Raw genomic sequence first — 20,597 nt, forward strand, 5'->3', positions numbered from 1 at the left:
TCCTGTCGGGATGTTGTGTCAGCTATGTCAGCTCTAATGGCTGTTTTGCCCGTCATACTTCAAGCCGCAGATGCGTTGGCTACGCGTGTTCACCCCAGTCACTTACTAAAGTAAGCTCCTGAGGATTCACACACTTGCCGCCTTCCTGCGGCTCGAATTATTTAGGGCAATCGTTATGAGCCGTTGTATAGGCAAGTGGCATAAGATAGTGGAAAGCTAAGCAGTGTCGGTAATGGTTTTTCCCCCTTTGTGACCTTTTACGCGCTTTGCTGTGTCAGTAATTATTTACAGAGTTTAAAGCGCAGTCATTTTGCGTAAATCTTCAACAATTAAGCGATTTACGTCACTTTCCGCACGCATGACTTCTACACTTGTTAGTTCATTTCATCAGGAAAAGTGAGGCATTGTGCGCGCTCTGTTCGCCGTCGCGTTGCTGGCTGTTTGCGGCTGGCTCAGTTTGCCGTGGTTGAAAACCCATCTGCCGCCTCAGTGGAATCCCTTCACGCCGCTTAAGGTCACCGATCCGCCCGGTTGGATGACGCGCTACAAGTTGAAAAAGCTGAGTGGCGATCCTGCCGCCTGCATGGCGGTGATGCGGCAAGCCAGTGAACAGCGGCTGGTGCAGTTTCGCGCCGTGCCGCCGATGCAGGGTGATTGTCCGATTGAGCAGCCGCTACGCATCAGCGGCTATGGCGATGTTTCTCTTAGCAGCAGTTTTCTCGCCAGCTGTCCAATGGCGGTGACCAGCACCATGTTCGTGATTAACAGCGACAGCGCGTTGCGCCAGGCCGGTTTTGACAGCCCGCTGAAACGCATTGCCCATGTTGGCAGCTACGCTTGTCGCAATATCTATCATCGTCAGGAAGGGCGTTTGAGTGAGCACGCCAGCGCTGATGCCTGGGATATAACCGGATTTCAGCTGGCGAGCGGGCGTTGGTTACAGGTAGGGAAAAACTGGCAACAGCCGGAGGATGCGGCGGCAGGACTGCATGCGCTGTGGCGTAACGGCTGCGCCACATTCGGTAATGCGCTGGGGCCTGATTACAACGCTGCGCATGCCAGCCATTTTCATCTCGGCATGCGCGGCTCAGGTTACTGTCGTTAGCTATACCGCAGGATTAAGTCCACGTTTTATCAGGAAATGATTAGCCGGCCAGGAGAAAATAAAGCCAATCATTATTGCCAGCTGCAGCATAAACCAGAATGCCACCAGCAGCGGATTGACTTGCTCGTGCAGCACAAACTTTAGGGCCAATGCCATAAAGATAAAAATACCTAATTGATAAATCAGCAGTGGGAAAATCTCGGTTTTCAACGCCAATAATAATGCGCTGCCAAATGAATGTTTTTCACGTTGACGAATCGCCAGGAATTGAAATAGTAATCCGATGAACAATGAAACGATAATGCAAATAAGCGCCTGCATCCCAATCGTTGGATTAAAGGCAAATTGTTTTAGTAATGTGACTATCGGGATTGTCATTATATCGCCGAATATACAGGCCGCTGCGGATAATGAAGTGGAAATAAATATGGTTTGCCAGCTGGCATTACTGCGTATTTTTTGGGGAACCAGCAGCGCAAGTTTTTGCTGTTGTGAAGGCTTGCGGCCTAAGTACCACCAGGCTATCCAGCCAATAAAAGGCATATACAAGCCAGTAATAGGCCAAATGATATTCATCACCGCGACAGGATGCGGATGGCGGAACAGGTCTTTTAGAATCATCAGGGCAGTACAGCCGCCCAGAACAAGGAAAGGTAATGCCAACTGGTTCAACATAGTCTGTTCCGCTAAGTTTCCCACCTACCTGTGACAATACGTGTGAGCCGTTCTGTCGCATTGTCCCCCATTGCCTCTTTACCTTCATTTCTCATGCCGCGAGTATTAAGCGTAGCCGTGAATCAGCATGAGAGAAATCACATCATTACTAAAAGCATCATCTTAACCGCAGAAATAGGTGGGATTAAGATTAAGTAAAAACTAATGCACTGTAGAAATGGCGTTGATAGCAAAAGAATATGCTTTGCCATGCGTTAATTTTAGTTAATGACGATGCTAAAAATTTATCAATCTAACGTCCATTTTCAATCAAACGGGTGATTGAAACTACTTCAGAAAAATCCTATTCTAATCTGCTGAGGAATTAAAGTTGTGAACCTGTTAACAAATAGCGTGAACTTACACATTTCCATTACGTTAAAGCATTGACATTAGAAGAGTTATGCCCGCTGCTGGAAAATATGCTCTCTTTTCAATCAATATTTTTTGTCTGGCTAATTTATTTTTTTTGCGTTAACACGAATCAATTTCAGAATGTAAAAGCGTGAAACAGCGCTAAGGCAATAATGACGACCGATAATTATTTCGTCTGGCGAGACGAAATGGAAAATGAATTTCTGGCGCTAACGCAAGTGGCGCATTTGAAATCGCTATTGCAACAGCAGATTGAAAAGCTGGGTTTTGATTACTTCGCTTTTTTGGTTCAGCATCCGGTACCTTTTACCCGGCCGCGCCTGTTTTTGTTCAGTACGTACCCGGAAAGCTGGGTAAAACGCTATGAAAGTGAGAACTATTATGCGGTCGATCCGGTGCTATTACTCTGTCAGCGGCCGGGACGCGGTGTGGAATGGACGCGCGATTTATTTACCGGTGCGGGTAATTTATGGGCGGAAGCTAACGCCGCAGGATTAATGAGCGGCTTTTCCTGCTCAGCAATGGCACCAAATCGTACCATTGGTATATTATCAATTGCATCGACGCTTCACAGTAAGACCCAACACTTACGTGTACAGTTAGAGGTGAAACTGCATCTTCTGGCGGAACTGAGTTTGCGCGTGTTGGAGCGTCTGAATGACGATTCTATGGTCGTTTTATCTAACGATTTTAGTCAGCGTGAATTAGAAATTCTGAAATGGACGGCAGAAGGAAAAACGTCTGCGGAAATTTCACTTATTTTAGCCATATCTGAACATACGGTGAATTTTCACCAAAAGAATATGCAAAAGCGTTTTAATGTTTCCAATAAAACGCAGATTGCCTGTTATGCCGCAGCGGTTGGCCTGATATAACGAAAACGCAACTACTAATTTTAGTAGTTCCTTCTCTAGTGTCAGTTGTCTACCCTGCGCGCAATGTTGCCAGGCTGGCTCAAAGAAATCATTGCATACATGGGGATGTCAGAGGCGCATGATGAAAGTAATTCAAACACAGCTTAAGGATATGCCGTCCTCACTGTTGGCAGAACTGGGAACGTATCGCTATAGCGTGTTTGCGCGCGGTGAAGGGTGGTCGATTCCACCGCGATTAAGTACGCCAGGGCAAGAATACGATCGGTTTGATCGCTCGGATGTTACCTGGTTGATTGCCTGGAACGCTCGTCAGGGTATTTGTGGTTGCGCACGCTTGTTACCGTGGCATGAACCTGAGGTGCCTGAAGGTTTTGTTCTGCCTTTCGATCAGGAAAAGGTTTGGGAAATGTCGCGCTTCTCGGCGCGTCTTGAAGTAGACGCTGAGTTGCCACTGAGTATTTTGTGGCACTCGGTGCAATTAGCAGAACTGAGCGGCATGGAGTATTTGATCAGTTCGGCGACGCCGATGCTTGAGAAGATGTTTGAACAGCATCAGGTGGTCTACGAACCGCTCTCACCGGGCTTGATCCAATCTGAAGACAATCTGTTTGCCATTCGCATTCCGGTTGATCAACCTGCGCTGGCGGATAAGTATCGTGGTACGCGACGCTTTAGCCCGGAAGAGGTGCTGCCATCGCTGGGTGTTTCAGTGAATTGGCAATCACACAGCTAAATACCCCGCGCATCGCGCGCGGGGCATATCGCTTATTGACGGTAAGCAGTTTTGATCTGACGAATCGTATTGTTAAATACTTCCGCCTGCGGCTTATCGCCTAACGAAGCTTGCACATAACGCTCCATGTTGATGATCACCTTACCGGCATCGGCTTGGCCCATTCCTTTCAGAATCAGCGTCACCATCATTTTCAGACAGGCGACTTCGTCTGCCAGCGCCTGCGTGTCTCGTGAAGTTGCGAAATCTTCATCACTCATAATTGACTCCTTGGTGGTGTTACTCAATGTAGACACATTCTTCCTGTGCGTAAAAAAGAGAGTATATCATATGGTTGTCAGACGAATTTTAATGCAGGCGAAGCGGTAAAATCCAGACCGCGATTTAATTGCCTATTGCGCTATTTGTCAGCAATCAGAATTAGCGTTTAGCTGTTATTTACCCGGCAAACAGAGTGCGACAACAAAATCGAGCTATAAATTATAACTTAATGATATTAGTCACAATTTTACTTCTCTAATTTTGCATGTTATTGCCCCGTGCTGTAAAAGCAAGTTCAAAAGAATGTTATTGATTTGCATCATTTCATTTGAGATTTATCTGTGGCGATAGATGTTTTTTCCACCTGAAAACCGGTAAGATAGCCGCTCTGAAATATATTTCCCTTTCTTAACCTGCGGAGTACGTCCCGTTGATCAGCCTGCTTCTTGTTGATGACCATGAACTGGTCCGCGCCGGTATTCGCCGCATTCTGGAAGATATGAAAGGACTCGTCATAGCCGGTGAAGCGGCCTGCGGTGAAGACGCCGTGAAATGGTGCCGCAGCAATCCGGTTGACGTGGTGCTGATGGACATGAACATGCCCGGTATTGGCGGCCTGGAAGCAACACGCAAAATTGTGCGCTTTAACCCCGACATCCGCATTATCATGCTCACCATTCATACCGAAAATCCACTGCCGGCAAAAGTGATGCAGGCGGGCGCAGCAGGTTATCTCAGCAAAGGTGCCGCGCCGCAGGAAGTGGTAAGTGCGATTCGCTCGGTGCATTCGGGGCAACGCTACATCGCCTCGGATATTGCTCAGCAAATGGCACTCAGCCAGATCGAACCGCAAAAAGCCGAATCACCCTTCAGCTGCTTGTCGGAAAGGGAATTGCAGATTATGCTGATGATCACGCGCGGGCAGAAAGTGACGGAAATCTCCGAACAACTCAGTCTCAGCCCGAAAACCGTTAACAGTTACCGCTATCGCATGTTCAGTAAGCTGAATATCAGTGGCGACGTCGAGTTAACGCATTTGGCCATTCGACATGGCCTGTTCAATGCGGAGCCATTAATCAGTAGTGAGTGACGTCTTCAATTCCAAAGCCTTTCTCAGCACCGTGACCAGCCAACCCGGCGTCTACCGTATGTACGATGCGACCGGCACGGTGATCTATGTTGGTAAAGCCAAAGACCTCAAAAAGCGCCTGACCAGCTACTTCCGTACGCAGGTGGGCAGTCGCAAAACTGAAGTGCTGGTCAGCAACATCCAGAACATCGACGTCACCGTGACGCACACCGAAACGGAAGCGCTGCTGCTGGAGCATAACTACATCAAGCTCTACCAGCCGCGCTATAACGTGCTGCTGCGCGATGACAAATCCTATCCTTACATTTTCCTCAGCAGCGATAGCCATCCGCGCCTGGCGATGCACCGTGGTGCGAAGCATGCTAAAGGCGAATACTTTGGGCCGTTTCCAAATGGTTATGCGGTGCGTGAAACCCTCGCGTTGTTGCAGAAGGTGTTCCCGATTCGTCAGTGTGAAAACAGCGTGTATCGCAACCGTTCGCGCCCGTGTTTGCAGTATCAGATTGGCCGCTGCCTTGGGCCTTGCGTTTCGGGGCTGGTCAGCGAAGAGGAATATGCGCAGCAAACCGATTACGTGCGTCTGTTCCTTGCGGGCAAAGATGATCAGGTGATCAATCAACTGGTCAAACGCATGGAAAAGGCCAGTGAGGAGCTGCGCTTCGAAGAGGCGGGGATCTTACGTGACCAGATTCAGGCGGTAAGGCGTGTTACCGAGCGGCAGTTCGTCTCCAATCAGGGTGAAGACCTGGATGTGATGGGCGTGGCCTTTGATGCCGGCATGGCCTGTTTGCACGTGCTGTTTATTCGTCAGGGCAAAGTGCTCGGCAGCCGCAGCTACTTCCCGAAAGTGCCCGCTGATACCGAACTGACCGAAGTGGTGCAAACCTTTGTCGGCCAGTTCTATCTGCAAGGCAGTGAAGCGCGCACTTTGCCGGCGGAAATCCTGCTGGACTTTAATCTGCCAGAACGCGAGCTGCTGGCCGAATCGCTTAGCGTGCTGGCGGGGCGCAAAGTGAATATTCAAAGTAAGCCGCGTGGCGACCGCGCGCGCTACCTGAAACTGGCGCGTACCAATGCGGCGACGGCGCTGATTACCAAGCTGTCGCAGCACTCGACCATTCAGCAGCGTCTGGCGGCGCTGGCGACGTTCCTCGAGCTCGACACCATTCATCGCATGGAGTGCTTCGACATCAGCCACACCATGGGCGAGCAGACCATTGCATCGTGCGTGGTGTTTAACCGTGATGGTCCGCTGCGTTCCGATTACCGTCGCTACAACATTGAAGGCATCACGCCGGGCGATGATTACGCGGCGATGAATCAGGTGCTGCGCCGTCGTTATGGCAAAGCGCTGGAAGAGGACAAAATCCCCGACGTGATTATCATCGACGGCGGTAAAGGTCAGTTAGCGCAGGCGAAACAGGTGTTCGCCGAGCTGAATGTGCCGTGGGATAAAGATCGTCCGATTTTACTCGGCGTGGCGAAGGGTAGCGATCGTAAAGCCGGGCTGGAAACGCTGTTCTTTGAAGCGGAAGGTGAGGGCGTTTCCTTGCCGCCGGACTCGCCTGCACTGCATGTGATCCAGCATATTCGTGATGACTCTCACAATCATGCGATTTCAGGTCACCGGAAAAAACGCGCCAAAGTGAAGAACACCAGCGCACTGGAAAGCATTGAAGGCGTGGGGCCAAAACGGCGCCAACAGCTGCTCAAGTATATGGGTGGCCTGCAACCGTTGATGAATGCCAGCGTCGATGAGATCGCCAAAGTGCCGGGAATTTCTACCGCGCTGGCGGAAAAAATCTTCTACTCACTGAAACACTAACGTTGAAAGAGGGGGGGCAATGTAGGAACATACATGAAACCCTACTCACACCAGACAGTTACTGGCATATGCAATTTAACATTCCGACGTGTCTTACCCTGTTTCGAGTCGTACTTATTCCCTTCTTTGTCCTGGCGTTTTATCTGCCATTTCAATGGGCTCCTTTTGCTACTGCACTGATCTTTGTGATTGCTGCGGTCACTGACTGGTTTGATGGTTTTTTAGCGCGTCGCTGGAAGCAGACCACGCGTTTTGGCGCGTTCCTCGATCCGGTGGCGGATAAAGTGCTGGTGGCGATTGCGCTGGTGCTGGTGGCAGAGCATTTCCACGCGTGGTGGATTACGCTGCCTGCGGCAACCATGATCGCACGCGAGATCATAATCTCTGCGCTGCGCGAGTGGATGGCGGAAATTGGCAAACGCAGCAGCGTAGCGGTGTCGTGGATCGGCAAGGTGAAAACCACCGCGCAGATGTTCTCGCTGTTCGCCTTGCTGTGGCGTCCTGAAGCCACAGTAGTTGGCGTGGGTGTGGTTGCGCTGTACATCGCCGCGGTGCTGACTTTCTGGTCAATGTTCCAGTATTTGAGCGCGGCGCGCGGCGATTTGCTCGATAGCTGATCGATGCGATTTAAAAAGCAGCAAACGGACGCAGTGTGTGGATAATTATATTGACTCACTGCGTCAGATAAGTAGAATGCATCGCATCGAACAGCAGCGAGTCTGCAAGAAGCTGAGTTAAATCAGTAAGTTCGATGAAGAAATACAGAATCTCCTTTGTAAATTTGCAGGTAATACGGCAGCAAATAAGCAGGCGAAGATTATGCGGGAATAGCTCAGTTGGTAGAGCACGACCTTGCCAAGGTCGGGGTCGCGAGTTCGAGTCTCGTTTCCCGCTCCAAATTTAGTAATTCGTATTCAACGAATTACATATCAGATTAAAGGCGCGTTGGCAGAGTGGCCATGCAACGGATTGCAAATCCGTCTACCTCGGTTCGACTCCGGGACGCGCCTCCAATTTACACCCTGCCCGGGTGGTGAAATCGGTAGACACAAGGGATTTAAAATCCCTCGGCTTATGGCTGTGCGGGTTCAAGTCCCGCCCCGGGCACCATATTCGCAGTTGATAAAACGAATAAAATAAAGCAATAAGCAGTAATGTCGTAACCGCCCAAGGGCGGTTTTTTTGTTTTTGTCTTTTACTAAATTCAATAAAAAATCCGGCAAAGCCGGGCAAATCATTACGATTGTGGTTGTCCCACCGGACCCGCACCTTCGCTGGCGCCTGGCACTGGTTGGTTACTTGGCGCATGTGGACGCCCATCGCCGCCGACCGCATCACTTTTGTGCATACAGCCCGCCAACGAGACCAACGTTAACGTCACCAATGCTGCTTTTGCTAAAACTTTCATCTATTGCTCCTCATAAATGAGCGATTGAGTAACCAATCTCAAAGAGATCAAAGGATTGACCTTGAGGTAAGCAAAGTCAGTAACAGCTAATTACGCAAGCGAAGCGCGTTGATAAGCATAAAAAACGCCGGATTTCCGGCGTTTTTCGTCTCAATCCTAATAATTGCTATCCCAAGTTCCCACTCAGCCGCTCGCGGAAATCGCTGCTGCGGTTATCCAGCCCAATAAAGGTGACTTTCGCGCCATGGCGCTGATAGCGATATTCGATGGCATCAAGGGCCGCCACGCTGGATGCGTCCCAAATCTGCGCATGGGTTAAATCGATAGTGACAGATTTAGGATCGTGGCCGTAATTGAAGTGCTCAAACAAATCATTGCTGCTACCGAAGAACAGCGGGCCGCGCACGGTGTAATTGACCTGTTCGCCATCGTCGCTCAAGTGGCGTTCTGCGTGAATCACATGGGCGATACGGCGGGCAAACAGCATCATTGCCAGAATTACACCAACCAGTACGCCAATCGCCAGGTTGCCGGTCCACACGGTGACCGCCACCGTCAGCACCATTACAAAGGTTTCAGACCACGGCATGCGTTTCAACGTTGCCGGTTGCAGGCTGTGCCAGTTCACGGTTTTCACCGCCACCACCATCATAATGCCCGCCAGCACCACCATTGGGATCTGCGCCATAATCTGGCTCAGTCCGGTCACTAATAACAGCAGCACGATACCCGCCGCGATAGTTGAAACACGCGTACGCGCTTTGCCCAGCTCGACGTTAACGATGGTTTGACCAATCATCGCGCAACCGGCGATGCCGCCATAAAAGCCGGCCAGAATGTTGCCAACGCCGAGCGCCCAGGATTCGCGGCGTTTACCGGAAGGCGTATCAGTGATGTCATCCACCAGTTTGGCGGTCAGCAGCGATTCCATCAGGCCAACAAAGGCGATGCTCAAGGCGGTTGGCCAGATAATTTGCAGGGTGTGTAGATTGATTGGCACCAATAAGGTGGTGAAGCCAGGCAGACCAGCAGTCATTGGCCCTTCATCGCCGACGTTCGGTACACGATAGCCGAGCAGCAACGCTACAGCCGTCACCACCACAATGGCGACCAGCGGTGATGGGACGCTTTTCAGCACTTTCGGCAGCAGCAGGACAATCGCCAACGTCACGGCAAACAGAGCCCACACCAAAGTGGATTGCCCCCAAACGTGCGGGACTTGCGCAAAGAAGATCAGGATGCCGAGGGCGTTGACGAAGCCGATCATCACCGAGCGCGGGATATAGCGCATCATGCGCGACAGTCCAGCAAGGCCAAAGATAATTTGGATAATGCCGCCCATAATCACGGCGGGCAGAATGTATTCGACGCCGTGCGCATGCACCATCGGGCCGATCACCAGCGCCACCGAACCGGCTGCAGCGGTAACCATCGCCGGACGGCCGCCCAGAATCGACAGCGTCAGGCACAGCACCACAGAGGCCACAAGGCTGACTTTGGGATCGACACCGGCAATCACGGAGAAGGAGATCACTTCAGGGATCAGCGCCAGCGCGGTGATAATGCCGGCCAGAAACTCGCGGGTTAGCAGGGCAGGCGAACGTAATACGCGCCCCACGGTGATATCGCTCTCCACCGTAGTGGCGCGCTCAGTTGGTTGGCTCATAGATTGTGCAGGCTCTTTTATTATTGTGCGCATACCGTCACGGTACGGCAGTAACCAGTTTGAATTTTCGAGAGAGGATGTTACCGGGCAATAAGATTAGACGCTAGCGCGTTGGGGCAGATGAGGGTGATTCCATCCCTGGAATCCGGCTTTAGACCGCGAGATCGTCAGGTGTTTTATTCACAACCAATTCAAGCAGGTGGCGATAAATATCCAGCTGAATCACATCGCTTTCCATCTCAAGACGGTTAATCAGCGATGCAATAATCGCTTTATTGGAAACCGGCATACCGGCTTGCAGGATTTCGGCGATGATCTGCCCGAAAACTTCCATCTCACTGCTGTCGCTGTTACCGGCCAGTTTGAAGTAGTCAGCGATGGCAGCGCTACTGTTTGCGGCGTTTTGCATATGTGAAGCCCTTAAGATCGGCCTGATGGCAATGTGCCTTCAGCTCCATGATGAAAAAACGTGCACGCGGACAGACGCGCACCACCCAACTCATCAACCAACGCAAAAAGACACCTCTGAAGGTGGAAATCCACAACACCTTCAGAGGCGACGCAAAGTGCATCATTCGTTACGGAGCCATCAGCTGGCTCGCGGGATGTAAACTTATACAATCTGGAGTAACTTGTACAACAAGGATCTTAAGCAATTTGTGCTAATGTATATTTAACAAAGAGTTATAATTTGTAATGTTTTCTAAAATCTATACAAACCTATGCAGGAACAGCAAAAAAATCCGCGAGTTGTACAACTGATACAGAAAGCTGGAGATTTTTTTGCCGTGCCAACTACGTTTGCTAATGTAAGCAAGGTTTTCATTGGTGAGCGGCTTCGCCTATAATAACGCTCCCGTTTAGTTAGATACCTAACCATTAGGCCACTACGTTTTGAGCGACTATCCGCAACCCTTTTCTCGTTTGCTGCATCTCACCGCGCACGCGTGGCGTTTGGCCGTTGATCGTCGCCTCAAAGAGAGCGGATTAAGTATGAGCAGCTGGATGGCGATTGCCAGCGTCGCTACCGCCGCCGAGCCGCCAACGCAAAAAGCCCTGGCGCAATTGCTCGGTCTGGAAGAGGCCAGCGTCGTGCCCTTGGTCGATCGCCTGGTGAAGCAGCAGCTGTTGGCGCGCGTGCAGCCGCCGGAAGATCGCCGCAAGCGCCTGCTGATTTTGACGGAGCAAGGCAGCGTGGCCTTTGCCGAAGTGAAAACCCAGGCCGATGAGCTACGTGCGCAGTTGCTGGCGGATATCGATCCCGAATCGCTGGCGATAACGGAACAGGTGCTGAAACAACTGCTGGCGCGTCTGGGAAGCGTTTAACCGTGGCGAAACGTAATCCTTATGCTCCACGCGAATGGCTGCCACATGAAAAGCCGATGCTACCGGGCTCGCCCTCAACGCCGCTGCATTCGCCCTCGAAGCGCATCGCGTTTGGCATCATCGGCTTACTGATCTCAATTACCGGCGCGTTGAGTAACGCGTTGGTCTCTGCCAACCTCACCAATCTGCAAGGCACTTTTGGCGCCTACAGCAATGAGATCGCCTGGCTGCCTGCGGTGTATGTGATGGGCAACATCTCCATCAACCTGCTGCTGGTGAAGTTCCGCCAGCAGTTTGGTCTGCGGCTGTTCACCGAAGCATTTCTGGTGCTGTATGTGATCGTGGCGTTTTTCCACCTGCTGGCCAACGATCTCAGCTCGGCCATCATTGTGCGCACCGCGCACGGCATGGTTGGTGCGGCGTTGAGTTCGCTCGGCATCTATTACCAGATTCAGGCGTGGCCCGCGAAGCATCGGCTTAAAGCCCTGGTGATTGGCATCACCGCGTCGCAGCTGGCGATTCCGCTGGCACGATTGTTCTCCACTGAACTACTGCAACTGCAAGAGTGGCGCGGTTTGTACCTGTTTGAACTCGGTCTGGCGCTGATCTCGCTGGGCTGCGTGCTGGTGGTAAAACTGCCGCCCGGCGACCGCATCAAAGCGTTTGAAAAGATGGATTTCCTCACCTTTATGCTGATGGCGCCTGGCATGGCGCTGTTGTGTGCGGTGCTGTCGCTGGGACGCATCGAATGGTGGTTCAGCACGCCGTGGCTCGGTGTGGCATTGGCGCTGGCGCTGGTATTAATCGTGGCGGCGATCGTCGTCGAGCACAATCGCAAGAATCCGTTGATCAACACACGCTGGCTGAGTAACGGCATGATTGTGCGACTCGGCATTGTGATGATCATGATGCGTATTCTGCTGGCTGAACAAAACACCGGCGCGGTGGGTTTCCTGCAGCAATTGGGCTTACTCAACGATCAGATGCGCGGTCTGGCGTTAGCGATCATCGCCGGGGTAATTTGCGGCATGATCGCCAGCGCGTTAACCATCAAACCTACGCATCTGAGCTGGCCGATTGTCGCGTCGCTGGTGGTGATGATCGTCGCCTCACTCATGGATGCGCAATCCAGCCCGCTGACGCGAGCCAATAATCTCTACTTTAGCCAGTTTTTACTCGGCTTCGGCAGCGCCTTCTTCCTCGGGCCAGCCATGCTGCTGGGGATTGGCGGCGTGGTGACGCAGCCGAAGAACCTGGTGAGCTTCTCGGTGCTGTTTGGCATGAGCCAGAACTTAGGCGGCTTGATCGGCGCAGCCATTCTCGGCACGTTCCAGACGTGGCGCGAAAAGTATCACTCCAGCTTATTGGGCGATCAGCTGTCGCAGCTTGATCCCAACGTTACCGAACGCCTCAGCCAGTACAGTTCGCTGTTCAGCAGCCAGTTGCCGGATAGCGTTCTGCTCAGCGCGCAAAGCAGCAGCCAGCTGCAAATTGTGGCGACGCTGCAAGCCAACGTGCTGGCCTATAACGACACCTATCTTCTTACCGCCGCGCTGGCCTTCATCACCTTAATCTGGGTGCTGTATCGCCTGACGCGTTTACGCTATATCAACTGGCGTCAGACCAAAATGAATGCGGCACAACCAGTAAACCCGACGGAGAATTCATGAGCCAACAGGACGACATTCAGGCGGCAGAGCGCGAGCGCACCAACCGCCGACGCATTCTTTCCATCGCCGCCGGCAGCGGCATTGTTATCGTCGGCGTGCTGGTGATTTTGTATGCCTGGCAGCTGTGGCCGTTCACCAGCACCGTTCAGTCGACGGAAAACGCCTACGTACGCGGCCAGGTGACCTTTATTAGCCCGCAGGTGAATGGCTATCTGACCGAGGTTAACGTGGTGGATTTGCAGCCGGTGACCAAAGGCCAGCTGCTGATGACCATCGACGATCGTATTTACCGTCAGCGCGTGCATCAGGCGCAGGCGCAGCTGGATATGAAAATCGCCGCGCAGAATAATAACCAGCAGCAGCGTAAAAGTGCCGAAGCCAACATTCTCAGCAACAAAGCGGCACTGGAAAATGCCAAAGCGCAGGCGCTGAAAAGCAGCCTCGATCTCAAGCGTGTAGAAAATCTGGCGGCTGACGGTTCGCTGTCGGTACGTGAACGTGACGCGGCGCGCGCGGCGAATGCCCAGGCGCAGGCGCAGTTGCGTCAGGCGGATGCGCAGGTCGCCGTTTCACAACAGAATCTGCAAACCGTGGTGGTAAATAAGGCTTCACTGCAAGGCGATGTCGCCAGTGCGCAAGCGGCGTTAGAGCTGGCGAACATCGACCTGGCCAATACACGCATCATCGCGCCGGACAGCGGCCAGCTCGGTCAGTTGTCGGTGCGTAAAGGCACCTATGTCACCGCGGGCACGCGTTTGACTTCGGTGGTGCCGGAAAACAAATGGATCATCGCCAACTTCAAAGAAACCCAGCTGGCGCGCGTGCGTCCCGGTTTGCCGGTGAACATCCGCGTCGATGCGCTGGACGGTAGGCATTACGATGGCCGCGTCGAGTTTATCTCGCCTGCCGCCGGTTCCGAATTCAGCGCTATCTCGCCGGATAACGCCACCGGCAACTTTGTGAAAATTGCCCAGCGTATTCCAGTGCGCATCAAAATTCTTAACGACGATCTGCACGCACTGCGCCCCGGCATGTCGGTGGAAGTGAGCATTGATACCGCCGCTGAACCGCACAAGGATGCGCCATGAAGCGCTTACTGTTAGCCACGTGCGTGGCATTAATGGTGGGCGGCTGTGCGACGGAAGTGGAAAAAGCGCCGTCATCGTTGCCGATTCCCGATAGCTGGCGTCAGCAGGTCGGCCCACATGCGCTGCCGGAAGCGCAATGGTGGCAGAACTTTGGCGATGCCGATCTCAATCGCCTCGTCACGCAGGCGTTGCAGCACAACAGCGATATTCTCACGGCGCGTTCACGCGTCGATCAATACCGTGCCGAATTACGTGCCGCGCAGGGCGACAATTTCCCAACGCTGTCGGCGGGCGTCGCGGCCACGCATCAGCGTGCGCTGTCGGCGGCCACCGGTCAGCCGTATGAAAACGCGGTGTTTCAGGGATTGCTGCAGGCCAACTATGAAGTGGATTTATGGGGCAGCCGCAGCAACAGCATTCGCGCCGCGCAAGCTTCGCTGGATGCGCAGCGTGCCGCCGCGTCTGCCGCTGAGCTCACCGTCGCCAGTTCGGTGGCATCGGGCTATCTCAGCTTGTGCGCACTTGATGAGCAGTTACGCGTCACTGAAGCGACGTTAGCAACGCGCGAAAACTCGCTCAATCTGGCGCAGCGCCAGTTTGAAACCGGCTACACCTCGCGTCTCGAATGGATGCAGGCCGCCTCGGAATATCAAACCGCCAAAGCGCAGATCCCGCAGCTGCAGCATCAGATCGAGCAGCAGGAGAACGCGCTCAGCGTGCTGGTGGGCATGAACCCGCGTGAAATTGCGCGCAGTAGCCAGTTCGACCACATCAAACCGCAAACCTTGCCATCGCTGCTACCATCGCAGTTGCTGAATCGCCGGCCGGATATCGTGCAGGCACAGCGACAGCTGCTGGCCGCCGACGCGTCACTGGCATCATCCCAGGCCAAATTGTTGCCGTCGCTTAATCTCACCGCCAGCGGCACCTTGCAAAGCGGCGAACTTCATCAGCTGCTGGATAATCCGTTCCGTTTGTGGAGCATTGGCGGCAGCATTCTGGCACCGCTGCTGAATCGCGAAGCGCTGACAGCACAGGTTGATGTGGCGATGGCGACGCGCAATCAAGCGCTCTACGGTTATGAGAAGGTGGTGCGCAATGCGTTCTCCGATGTGGATAACGCGCTGGATGCCATTCGCCGCAGTCAGGAGCAGCTTGAAGAGTTGCAGAAGCAGGAAGGCTATGTGGCGGAAGCGTATCGCATTGCGCATAACCGCTATCAAAACGGTTACGCCTCTTATCTGGATGAGCTGGACGCCCAGCGCACGCTGTTCAGCACTCAGCTCAATATCGTGTCAGTGAAAAATACGCTGCTGCTGGCACAAATCGATCTTTATCGTTCGCTCGGTGGCGGCTGGCAGGGTTAAACATCATGCGACAAGGCCATTTTTCGGTAGAAATTCCGCCGTAAGAGGGCCTGTGAATAGTTTTAAATCGGCATTAAACGATTCTTAAGTGATTCATGCTTATTTTTACTTGTCTTTACAAATAATGTTATTATCCGCCCGCTTTACACAGTCTGAACGGAACAGTGTTGGTAAGTTTACCAGCGCGGTCGCTCACTGAGGCGGCTTGCAAAGACAGGGGAAGAAAAGGAAATGATGAATAAGAAAATCGGTTTGGCTTTGTTAGTATCTGCGGTCCTGTTAACCGGCTGCGCGCCACGTACCGCGCCGATCGAGAATGTTAGCCAGACCGTGGGTCAAAGCTACTCGGATGATCAAATGAAGCAGGCTATTATCCAGTCAGGTGCCGCTAACCATTGGGTGATGACGCCAGCCGGTCCAGGCGAGATGAATGGTCACCTGGCCGAGCGCGGACATACCGCAGATATTCGCGTGAATTACACCGCGAATAGCTATCAAATCCAGTATGTCAGCAGCCAGAATCTGAAAGCCGGTAGCGGTCAGATTCACCGTAATTACAACCGCTGGATTCAGAACCTGAGCCAGGGCATTCAAACGCGTCTGGCGGTCGAAGCCGCTAAATAAGCGCGAAGCGTGATTGCTGACATAATGTTGTAAAGTTAGCCGACACGCTGCCGAAATAGAAACAGGCGGGCCATGTGCCCGCCTTGTTAATCGGCGACATCCGCATGGGATGACGGGTATTGAGAGCAAGGAAGGGATGCCGCGCAGCGAAAATCTGACCATCCCTGAGGCTGAAGAAAGAATACAGGTATGAAACTCGCTTACTCCCTTGTTGACTGGCACGCCATCGCGCCGGGCAACAGCACCGCAGAAGAGTGGCAACGTTGGGCGCAACAGGCTCCGGCGTTAGATGCCACGCAACCCATCGCGAAACCCCAATTTTTGCCGATGATGACCGCGCGTCGTCTCAGCCCAGGCAGCCGTGCAGCGGTTGAGTGCGGGCTGGCGCTATTGGCGCGGCAAAGCGTGGACGCCATCGTCTTCACCAGTCGCCACGGCGAACTGGAACGCAATCTGCGCATTCTCACCGCGCTGGCGGAACAGCAAGCGCTGTCGCCGACCGATTTCGCCATGTCGGTCCACAACTCTGCGGTGGGCAGTTTGACCATCGCTGCGCGTCAGCCGCTGGTTTCATCCTCGATTTCGGCCGGTATCGATAGCTTCCAGCAAGGATTGATTGAAGTAGCGACGCTGCATCAGGCGGGTTACGCGCAGGTGCTGCTGGTGGATTTTGACGGCGTGGTGCCGGATTACTATCGTCCGTGGCTGCCGGAAATCGATCGCTTTAATGCGCCGTACGCGGTGGCGCTGCTGCTGCGCGCGGGCGAGGCGTGGCGCTGCGAAGCGCAGGCGGGCAAACTCGCCGATCCGCATGATGAGCTGCCGCAAAGCCTGCAATTCCTGGCGGCGATGCTGCACAACACGCCTGCTTTTAGCGTGGCTGGCGAACGCCATCAATGGCACTGGGAGCGTCAGCATGGTGGATAATTCGCTGGCGCAGGCGCGTCCTGGTTTCAACTATTACTGGCGGCTGGTAATGACCGCCGTCAGCTTCACGCTGTTCAGCGTGGGCGGCCTGCTGCTATCGCTGATCTGGTTCAATCTTCTGCTGCTGGTGCAGCGCGATGGGCTGCGTCGTCGCCACATTGCCCGCAGCAGCATTGCGTGGAGCTTCCGCTGCTTCCTGCGTTTCTGCCGTTTTGTCGGCGTGTACGATTACCAGATCATTGGCGCAAAACAGCTGCGGCAGGATCGCGGCTGCCTGATCGTCGCTAACCATCCGTCATTGATCGATTACGTGATGATCGCGTCGGTGCTGCCGGAGATGGATTGCCTGGTGAAAGCCGAGCTGCAGCACAACATTTTCTTCCGTGGCGTGATTCGCGCCGCCGATTACCTGATTAACAGCGAAGCCGATACGCTGCTGCCGGACAGCCAACAGCGTCTGGCGCGCGGCGATACCATTCTGATTTTCCCGGAAGGTACGCGCACGCGTTATGGCGAGCCGCTGAAGTTACAGCGCGGAGCTGCCAACATTGCGGTGCGCGCTGGCTGCGATCTGCGCGTGGTGCACATTAGCTGCACCGAGCGCATGCTCGATAAGCAAAGCCGCTGGTATCAGATTCCGCTGGTTAAACCGATTTTTACTGTACGCGTACAATCGCGTATTGCTAGCCACGCCTTTAGTGAAGCTGAAGAGGATGCGCAGCCGCTGGCTGCACGTCGTCTGACGCGTCATCTGCAACAGGCGCTGGTGCCTGACGAGACCAACTAAGTTATGCAAGTACTGATTAACGACATCAAACAGATGATTATCGACACGCTGAATCTGGAAGATATCAGCCCTGACGACATCGAAACCGACGCGCCGCTGTTTGGCGAGGGGCTGGGCCTCGATTCAATCGATGCGCTGGAGCTGGGACTGGCGGTGAAAAATCGCTTCGGCGTACAGCTCTCAGCCGAGAGCGAAACGCTGCGCGCGCACTTTTTTTCCGTGGCTACACTGGCCGCGTTTGTTGAACAACAGCAAGCCTGAGAACAGTCAACATGATGAACAAAAACGAAATTTACCAGGAAGTGGCTTCGCTGCTCACCTCGCTGTTTGAAATTGAGCCGGAGGATATTCGTCCGAACGCTCGCCTGTATGAAGACCTCGAGCTGGATAGCATCGATGCGGTGGATATGGTGGTGCATCTGCAAAAGCGTACCGGCCGCAAAATCAAACCGGAAACCTTCCGCGCGGTGCGTACCGTGCAGGACGTGGTGGATGCCGTCGACCAACTGATGCGCGACGAAGCCTGATCGTATGCTGCTGCGGCTGCTAAACGGCGTGGCGCTGCTGGCGTGGCCGTTTCTGGTGTGGTTAACCATCACCCAGCCACAGTGGCGCGGCGTGACGGCTCTGCTGGCGCTGCTGTTTGTGCTGCGCGTCTGGACGCTGCGCCGCGCCGCCAGGCCGATGGCGCGCGTGATGCTGCTGCTGGCGCTGGTCGGCAGCGCGTTATGTCTCGCCAGCCTGCTGCTGCGATCGCAACATCTGCTGTTGTGGTATCCGCTGGTGGTCAATGCGCTGATGCTGCTGCTGTTTGGCGCGTCGCTGTGGAGCCCAATGCCGCTGGTGGAGCGGCTGGCGCGGCTGCGCGAACCGGATCTGCCACCGCGCGCGGTGCGTTATACCCGCCGCGTGACGCAAGTGTGGTGCGGCTTTTTCATCTTCAACGGCAGCGTGGCATTGCTCACCTGCCTGCTCAATGATGTCACGCTTTGGACACTCTGGAATGGGTGCATCAGCTATTTGCTGATGGGCACGCTGATGGGCGGCGAATGGCTGCTGCGTCAGCGCATAAGGAAACAGGCATGAACCTACATAGCCTTCGCGACTGGCTCAGCGCGCCGGATCGCATTGTGGCCTGGCACGGCCAACAGCAATATACGCTGCATATCTTGCGTCAGCAGGTGCAGGCGCTGGTTGATCGGCTGCAAAATCAGCCCGGCCAATATTGGGCGCTGTGCTTTGATAACAGTTATGCCTTCACTGCCGCGCTGCTGGCGCTGTGGCACGCCGGTAAAACGCCGGTGATCCCCGGACACTGTCGCGCGGCCCAGCTGGAAGAGATGGCCGATAGCCTCGATGGCGTGATCAGCGATATGCCGCTGGCGGTATCCTTGCCGCAGTTGTACTGGGATGGCGCGTTGGCGAGCGACGCATTACCGCCGATCGCCACCGACGCCACGCTGGTGCTGTTTACGTCCGGTTCGACCGGCACGCCGCGTCGCGTGGTGAAATCGCTGCGCGCGCTGGATCTCGAAGCCCACTGGCTCAACACCTTGTGGGGCGCACGCTTACGTGATTGCCATGTGATTGCCTCCGTCAGCCATCAACATCTGTATGGCCTGAGTTTTCGTATCGTGCTGCCGATGGCGCTGGGTTTACCCTTTGCCGCGCAGCAAATTTTCTACAGCGAACAGCTGGCCGATCAATCACCCGATCGTCGCTACGCGTTTATTAGCAGCCCAGCGTTTTTGCGTCGTCTCGATCCGGCGCTGGCCGGGCCGTGCTGTGAGCTGATCGTCTCCGCCGGTGGCGCATTGCCGTGGACGGCGGCGCAGCATGCGCAACAGGCGCTGAGCTGCACGGTTGATGAAATTTATGGCAGCACTGAAACGGGTGTGATTGGCTGGCGCTGCGCCAGCGAGGAGAACGCACTGTGGCACTGTTTCCCGCAAATTACCTTGCGTGAGCAGGAAGCCGGACGCTGGCGGGTGTTTTCCGCTTTGCTGGAAACCGATGCCGGTTGCGCGCTTGACGATCGTATCTTGCAGCAACCGTCCGGGCAGTTTCAGCTGGCGGGACGTCAGGATCGCGTGGTGAAGATTGAAGATAAGCGCGTCTCGTTGAGTGAAATTGAACGCCGCCTGCTGGCGTTGCCCGGGGTGGACGATGCCGCCGCGCTGGCGATTCAGCGTCACGGTCGCCACGCGATTGGCGTGGTGCTGGCGCTGCCCGAAATGCTGGATGCGGCGACGCTGCATCAGCTAAAAATTGAGTGGAAACGCGCGCTGCAACCCTGGCTGGAGCCGGTGGCGATGCCGCGCTACTGGCGCGTGGTGACAACCATTCCTGTCACCGCACAAAGTAAACGCGCCTGGCCACAAATTGAGGAGTTGTTTGATGTTGCCGGTTGAACTGCATGCCGAACAGCAGAGCGATGCACTGACATTGCGCCTGCACGTTGCCGCCGATCTGTTTTGGTTCCGTGGACATTTCCCGACGCTGCCGATTTTGCCGGGCGTGGCGCAGCTCGACTGGGCGCTGCATTACGGCCTGACGCGTTTAGCTGTCGGAAAATCCTTTGCCGCCATCGACAATATCAAGTTTCAGCAGCCGGTGCCGCCGGATGCTGAACTGCAATTACAGCTGCAGTGGCAGGCAGAAAAATCGCTGCTCAGTTTCAGCTACAGCCTGATCAACGGCGACGTGGCAACGATCGCCAGCAGCGGGAAGATCCGCCTGTGTTAAGCCCTGACTTC

23 protein-coding genes and 3 tRNA genes are annotated in these 20,597 nt (G+C 54.2%); 21 read left to right on the forward strand and 5 right to left on the reverse strand.

What is annotated here, in order from left to right:
- Window positions 1-406 precede the first annotated feature (406 nt).
- On the forward strand, window positions 407-1,105 hold the full coding sequence (locus tag NR302_RS07265) for an extensin family protein (RefSeq protein ID WP_258144892.1): 699 nt from the start codon (window positions 407-409) through the stop codon (window positions 1,103-1,105).
- Here NR302_RS07265 and NR302_RS07270 read toward each other — a convergent pair whose 3' ends face one another.
- The gene (locus NR302_RS07270; protein WP_258144893.1) at window positions 1,106-1,780 is read right to left on the reverse strand and encodes a DUF4396 domain-containing protein; all 675 of its coding nucleotides are present in this window, start codon (window positions 1,778-1,780) and stop codon (window positions 1,106-1,108) included.
- Window positions 1,781-2,346: 566 nt separating this feature from the next.
- On the opposite strand from NR302_RS07270, the gene sdiA reads away from it, so the two are divergent.
- Both sdiA and NR302_RS07280 read left to right on the forward strand, forming a co-directional pair.
- Window positions 2,347-3,069 (forward strand): transcriptional regulator SdiA, encoded by a 723-nt coding sequence (gene sdiA / locus NR302_RS07275; protein ID WP_154192191.1) that lies wholly within the window; start codon window positions 2,347-2,349, stop codon window positions 3,067-3,069.
- 121 nt (window positions 3,070-3,190) lie between these two features.
- Window positions 3,191-3,802: an acyl-homoserine-lactone synthase gene (locus tag NR302_RS07280; protein ID WP_154181533.1), complete on the forward strand. Its 612-nt coding sequence runs from the start codon at window positions 3,191-3,193 to the stop codon at window positions 3,800-3,802.
- Window positions 3,803-3,834: 32 nt separating this feature from the next.
- Here NR302_RS07280 and NR302_RS07285 read toward each other — a convergent pair whose 3' ends face one another.
- On the reverse strand, window positions 3,835-4,062 hold the full coding sequence (locus NR302_RS07285; protein ID WP_007887303.1) for a DUF2594 family protein: 228 nt from the start codon (window positions 4,060-4,062) through the stop codon (window positions 3,835-3,837).
- Window positions 4,063-4,493: 431 nt separating this feature from the next.
- On the opposite strand from NR302_RS07285, the gene uvrY reads away from it, so the two are divergent.
- From uvrY to NR302_RS07315, 6 genes are all read left to right on the forward strand, one after another.
- On the forward strand, window positions 4,494-5,153 hold the full coding sequence (gene uvrY, locus NR302_RS07290) for a UvrY/SirA/GacA family response regulator transcription factor (protein WP_008102320.1): 660 nt from the start codon (window positions 4,494-4,496) through the stop codon (window positions 5,151-5,153).
- Window positions 5,146-6,978: an excinuclease ABC subunit UvrC gene (gene uvrC, locus NR302_RS07295; RefSeq protein ID WP_258144894.1), complete on the forward strand. Its 1,833-nt coding sequence runs from the start codon at window positions 5,146-5,148 to the stop codon at window positions 6,976-6,978. Before uvrY ends, uvrC begins: the two co-directional genes overlap by 8 nt.
- Window positions 6,979-7,046: 68 nt before the next feature.
- Window positions 7,047-7,595 carry a CDP-diacylglycerol--glycerol-3-phosphate 3-phosphatidyltransferase gene (gene pgsA, locus NR302_RS07300; RefSeq protein WP_008102316.1) on the forward strand — a complete coding sequence of 183 codons (549 nt, stop codon included), beginning with the start codon at window positions 7,047-7,049 and terminating at the stop codon, window positions 7,593-7,595.
- Window positions 7,596-7,799: 204 nt separating this feature from the next.
- A tRNA-Gly gene (locus tag NR302_RS07305) sits at window positions 7,800-7,875 on the forward strand.
- Between the two features lie 42 nt (window positions 7,876-7,917).
- Window positions 7,918-7,991: transfer RNA gene (locus tag NR302_RS07310), tRNA-Cys, on the forward strand.
- 11 nt (window positions 7,992-8,002) lie between these two features.
- Window positions 8,003-8,088, forward strand: a tRNA-Leu gene (locus tag NR302_RS07315).
- Window positions 8,089-8,215: 127 nt separating this feature from the next.
- On the opposite strand, the gene NR302_RS07320 is transcribed toward NR302_RS07315, so the two are convergent.
- From NR302_RS07320 to NR302_RS07330, 3 genes are all read right to left on the reverse strand, one after another.
- Window positions 8,216-8,386: a hypothetical protein gene (locus NR302_RS07320; RefSeq protein ID WP_008102314.1), complete on the reverse strand. Its 171-nt coding sequence runs from the start codon at window positions 8,384-8,386 to the stop codon at window positions 8,216-8,218.
- A gap of 166 nt (window positions 8,387-8,552) precedes the next feature.
- A complete protein-coding gene (locus tag NR302_RS07325; protein ID WP_258144895.1) occupies window positions 8,553-10,052 on the reverse strand; it encodes a SulP family inorganic anion transporter in 1,500 nt (499 codons plus the stop codon).
- Between the two features lie 151 nt (window positions 10,053-10,203).
- Window positions 10,204-10,461 (reverse strand): biofilm/acid-resistance regulator YmgB/AriR, encoded by a 258-nt coding sequence (locus NR302_RS07330; protein ID WP_008102310.1) that lies wholly within the window; start codon window positions 10,459-10,461, stop codon window positions 10,204-10,206.
- A gap of 485 nt (window positions 10,462-10,946) precedes the next feature.
- Here NR302_RS07330 and NR302_RS07335 point away from each other — a divergent pair, with 485 nt between their 5' ends.
- The 12 genes from NR302_RS07335 (at window position 10,947) to NR302_RS07390 (ending at window position 20,586) form a co-directional block, all read left to right on the forward strand.
- Window positions 10,947-11,378, forward strand: coding sequence for a MarR family winged helix-turn-helix transcriptional regulator (locus tag NR302_RS07335; protein ID WP_258144896.1), 432 nt, complete (start codon window positions 10,947-10,949; stop codon window positions 11,376-11,378).
- Between the two features lie 2 nt (window positions 11,379-11,380).
- On the forward strand, window positions 11,381-13,048 hold the full coding sequence (locus NR302_RS07340; protein WP_258144897.1) for an MFS transporter: 1,668 nt from the start codon (window positions 11,381-11,383) through the stop codon (window positions 13,046-13,048).
- Window positions 13,045-14,136: an HlyD family secretion protein gene (locus NR302_RS07345; RefSeq protein ID WP_258144898.1), complete on the forward strand. Its 1,092-nt coding sequence runs from the start codon at window positions 13,045-13,047 to the stop codon at window positions 14,134-14,136. Before NR302_RS07340 ends, NR302_RS07345 begins: the two co-directional genes overlap by 4 nt.
- Window positions 14,133-15,503, forward strand: coding sequence for an efflux transporter outer membrane subunit (locus NR302_RS07350; protein ID WP_154152807.1), 1,371 nt, complete (start codon window positions 14,133-14,135; stop codon window positions 15,501-15,503). Before NR302_RS07345 ends, NR302_RS07350 begins: the two co-directional genes overlap by 4 nt.
- A 234-nt stretch (window positions 15,504-15,737) precedes the next feature.
- Entirely contained in the window at window positions 15,738-16,127 is a 390-nt protein-coding gene (locus tag NR302_RS07355; protein ID WP_374990642.1) for a hypothetical protein, read from the forward strand.
- A gap of 189 nt (window positions 16,128-16,316) precedes the next feature.
- Complete coding sequence (locus NR302_RS07360; RefSeq protein ID WP_258144900.1) at window positions 16,317-17,054, forward strand: beta-ketoacyl synthase chain length factor; 738 nt, start codon at window positions 16,317-16,319, stop codon at window positions 17,052-17,054.
- Entirely contained in the window at window positions 17,044-17,841 is a 798-nt protein-coding gene (locus NR302_RS07365) for a 1-acyl-sn-glycerol-3-phosphate acyltransferase (RefSeq protein ID WP_258144901.1), read from the forward strand. The genes NR302_RS07360 and NR302_RS07365 overlap by 11 nt, the downstream gene beginning before the upstream one ends.
- Before the next feature lie 3 nt (window positions 17,842-17,844).
- Entirely contained in the window at window positions 17,845-18,102 is a 258-nt protein-coding gene (locus tag NR302_RS07370) for a phosphopantetheine-binding protein (protein ID WP_007887282.1), read from the forward strand.
- Between the two features lie 11 nt (window positions 18,103-18,113).
- Window positions 18,114-18,368, forward strand: coding sequence for an acyl carrier protein (locus tag NR302_RS07375; RefSeq protein WP_258144902.1), 255 nt, complete (start codon window positions 18,114-18,116; stop codon window positions 18,366-18,368).
- Window positions 18,369-18,372: 4 nt separating this feature from the next.
- A complete protein-coding gene (locus NR302_RS07380; RefSeq protein ID WP_258144903.1) occupies window positions 18,373-18,927 on the forward strand; it encodes a hypothetical protein in 555 nt (184 codons plus the stop codon).
- Window positions 18,924-20,252 carry an AMP-binding protein gene (locus NR302_RS07385; protein WP_258144904.1) on the forward strand — a complete coding sequence of 443 codons (1,329 nt, stop codon included), beginning with the start codon at window positions 18,924-18,926 and terminating at the stop codon, window positions 20,250-20,252. Before NR302_RS07380 ends, NR302_RS07385 begins: the two co-directional genes overlap by 4 nt.
- Window positions 20,239-20,586, forward strand: coding sequence for a hydroxymyristoyl-ACP dehydratase (locus NR302_RS07390; RefSeq protein WP_258144905.1), 348 nt, complete (start codon window positions 20,239-20,241; stop codon window positions 20,584-20,586). The genes NR302_RS07385 and NR302_RS07390 overlap by 14 nt, the downstream gene beginning before the upstream one ends.
- Window positions 20,587-20,597 lie beyond the last annotated feature (11 nt).

It is taken from the genome of Pantoea sp. SOD02 (genome assembly GCF_024707505.1).
Taxonomy (GTDB): domain Bacteria; phylum Pseudomonadota; class Gammaproteobacteria; order Enterobacterales; family Enterobacteriaceae; genus Pantoea; species Pantoea symbiotica.

Coding starts and splice junctions, on each gene's coding strand:
- NR302_RS07280 (WP_154181533.1), top strand. CDS start 3,191: ATGAAAGTAATTCAAACACAGCTTAAGGATATGCCGTCCTCACTGTTG.
- sdiA (WP_154192191.1), top strand. CDS start 2,347: ATGACGACCGATAATTATTTCGTCTGGCGAGACGAAATGGAAAATGAA.
- NR302_RS07320 (WP_008102314.1), bottom strand. CDS start 8,386: ATGAAAGTTTTAGCAAAAGCAGCATTGGTGACGTTAACGTTGGTCTCG.
- NR302_RS07270 (WP_258144893.1), bottom strand. CDS start 1,780: ATGTTGAACCAGTTGGCATTACCTTTCCTTGTTCTGGGCGGCTGTACT.
- NR302_RS07380 (WP_258144903.1), top strand. CDS start 18,373: ATGCTGCTGCGGCTGCTAAACGGCGTGGCGCTGCTGGCGTGGCCGTTT.
- NR302_RS07285 (WP_007887303.1), bottom strand. CDS start 4,062: ATGAGTGATGAAGATTTCGCAACTTCACGAGACACGCAGGCGCTGGCA.
- NR302_RS07330 (WP_008102310.1), bottom strand. CDS start 10,461: ATGCAAAACGCCGCAAACAGTAGCGCTGCCATCGCTGACTACTTCAAA.
- NR302_RS07370 (WP_007887282.1), top strand. CDS start 17,845: ATGCAAGTACTGATTAACGACATCAAACAGATGATTATCGACACGCTG.
- NR302_RS07350 (WP_154152807.1), top strand. CDS start 14,133: ATGAAGCGCTTACTGTTAGCCACGTGCGTGGCATTAATGGTGGGCGGC.
- NR302_RS07390 (WP_258144905.1), top strand. CDS start 20,239: ATGTTGCCGGTTGAACTGCATGCCGAACAGCAGAGCGATGCACTGACA.
- pgsA (WP_008102316.1), top strand. CDS start 7,047: ATGCAATTTAACATTCCGACGTGTCTTACCCTGTTTCGAGTCGTACTT.
- NR302_RS07345 (WP_258144898.1), top strand. CDS start 13,045: ATGAGCCAACAGGACGACATTCAGGCGGCAGAGCGCGAGCGCACCAAC.
- NR302_RS07355 (WP_374990642.1), top strand. CDS start 15,738: ATGAATAAGAAAATCGGTTTGGCTTTGTTAGTATCTGCGGTCCTGTTA.
- NR302_RS07365 (WP_258144901.1), top strand. CDS start 17,044: ATGGTGGATAATTCGCTGGCGCAGGCGCGTCCTGGTTTCAACTATTAC.
- NR302_RS07385 (WP_258144904.1), top strand. CDS start 18,924: ATGAACCTACATAGCCTTCGCGACTGGCTCAGCGCGCCGGATCGCATT.
- NR302_RS07375 (WP_258144902.1), top strand. CDS start 18,114: ATGATGAACAAAAACGAAATTTACCAGGAAGTGGCTTCGCTGCTCACC.
- NR302_RS07360 (WP_258144900.1), top strand. CDS start 16,317: ATGAAACTCGCTTACTCCCTTGTTGACTGGCACGCCATCGCGCCGGGC.
- NR302_RS07325 (WP_258144895.1), bottom strand. CDS start 10,052: ATGAGCCAACCAACTGAGCGCGCCACTACGGTGGAGAGCGATATCACC.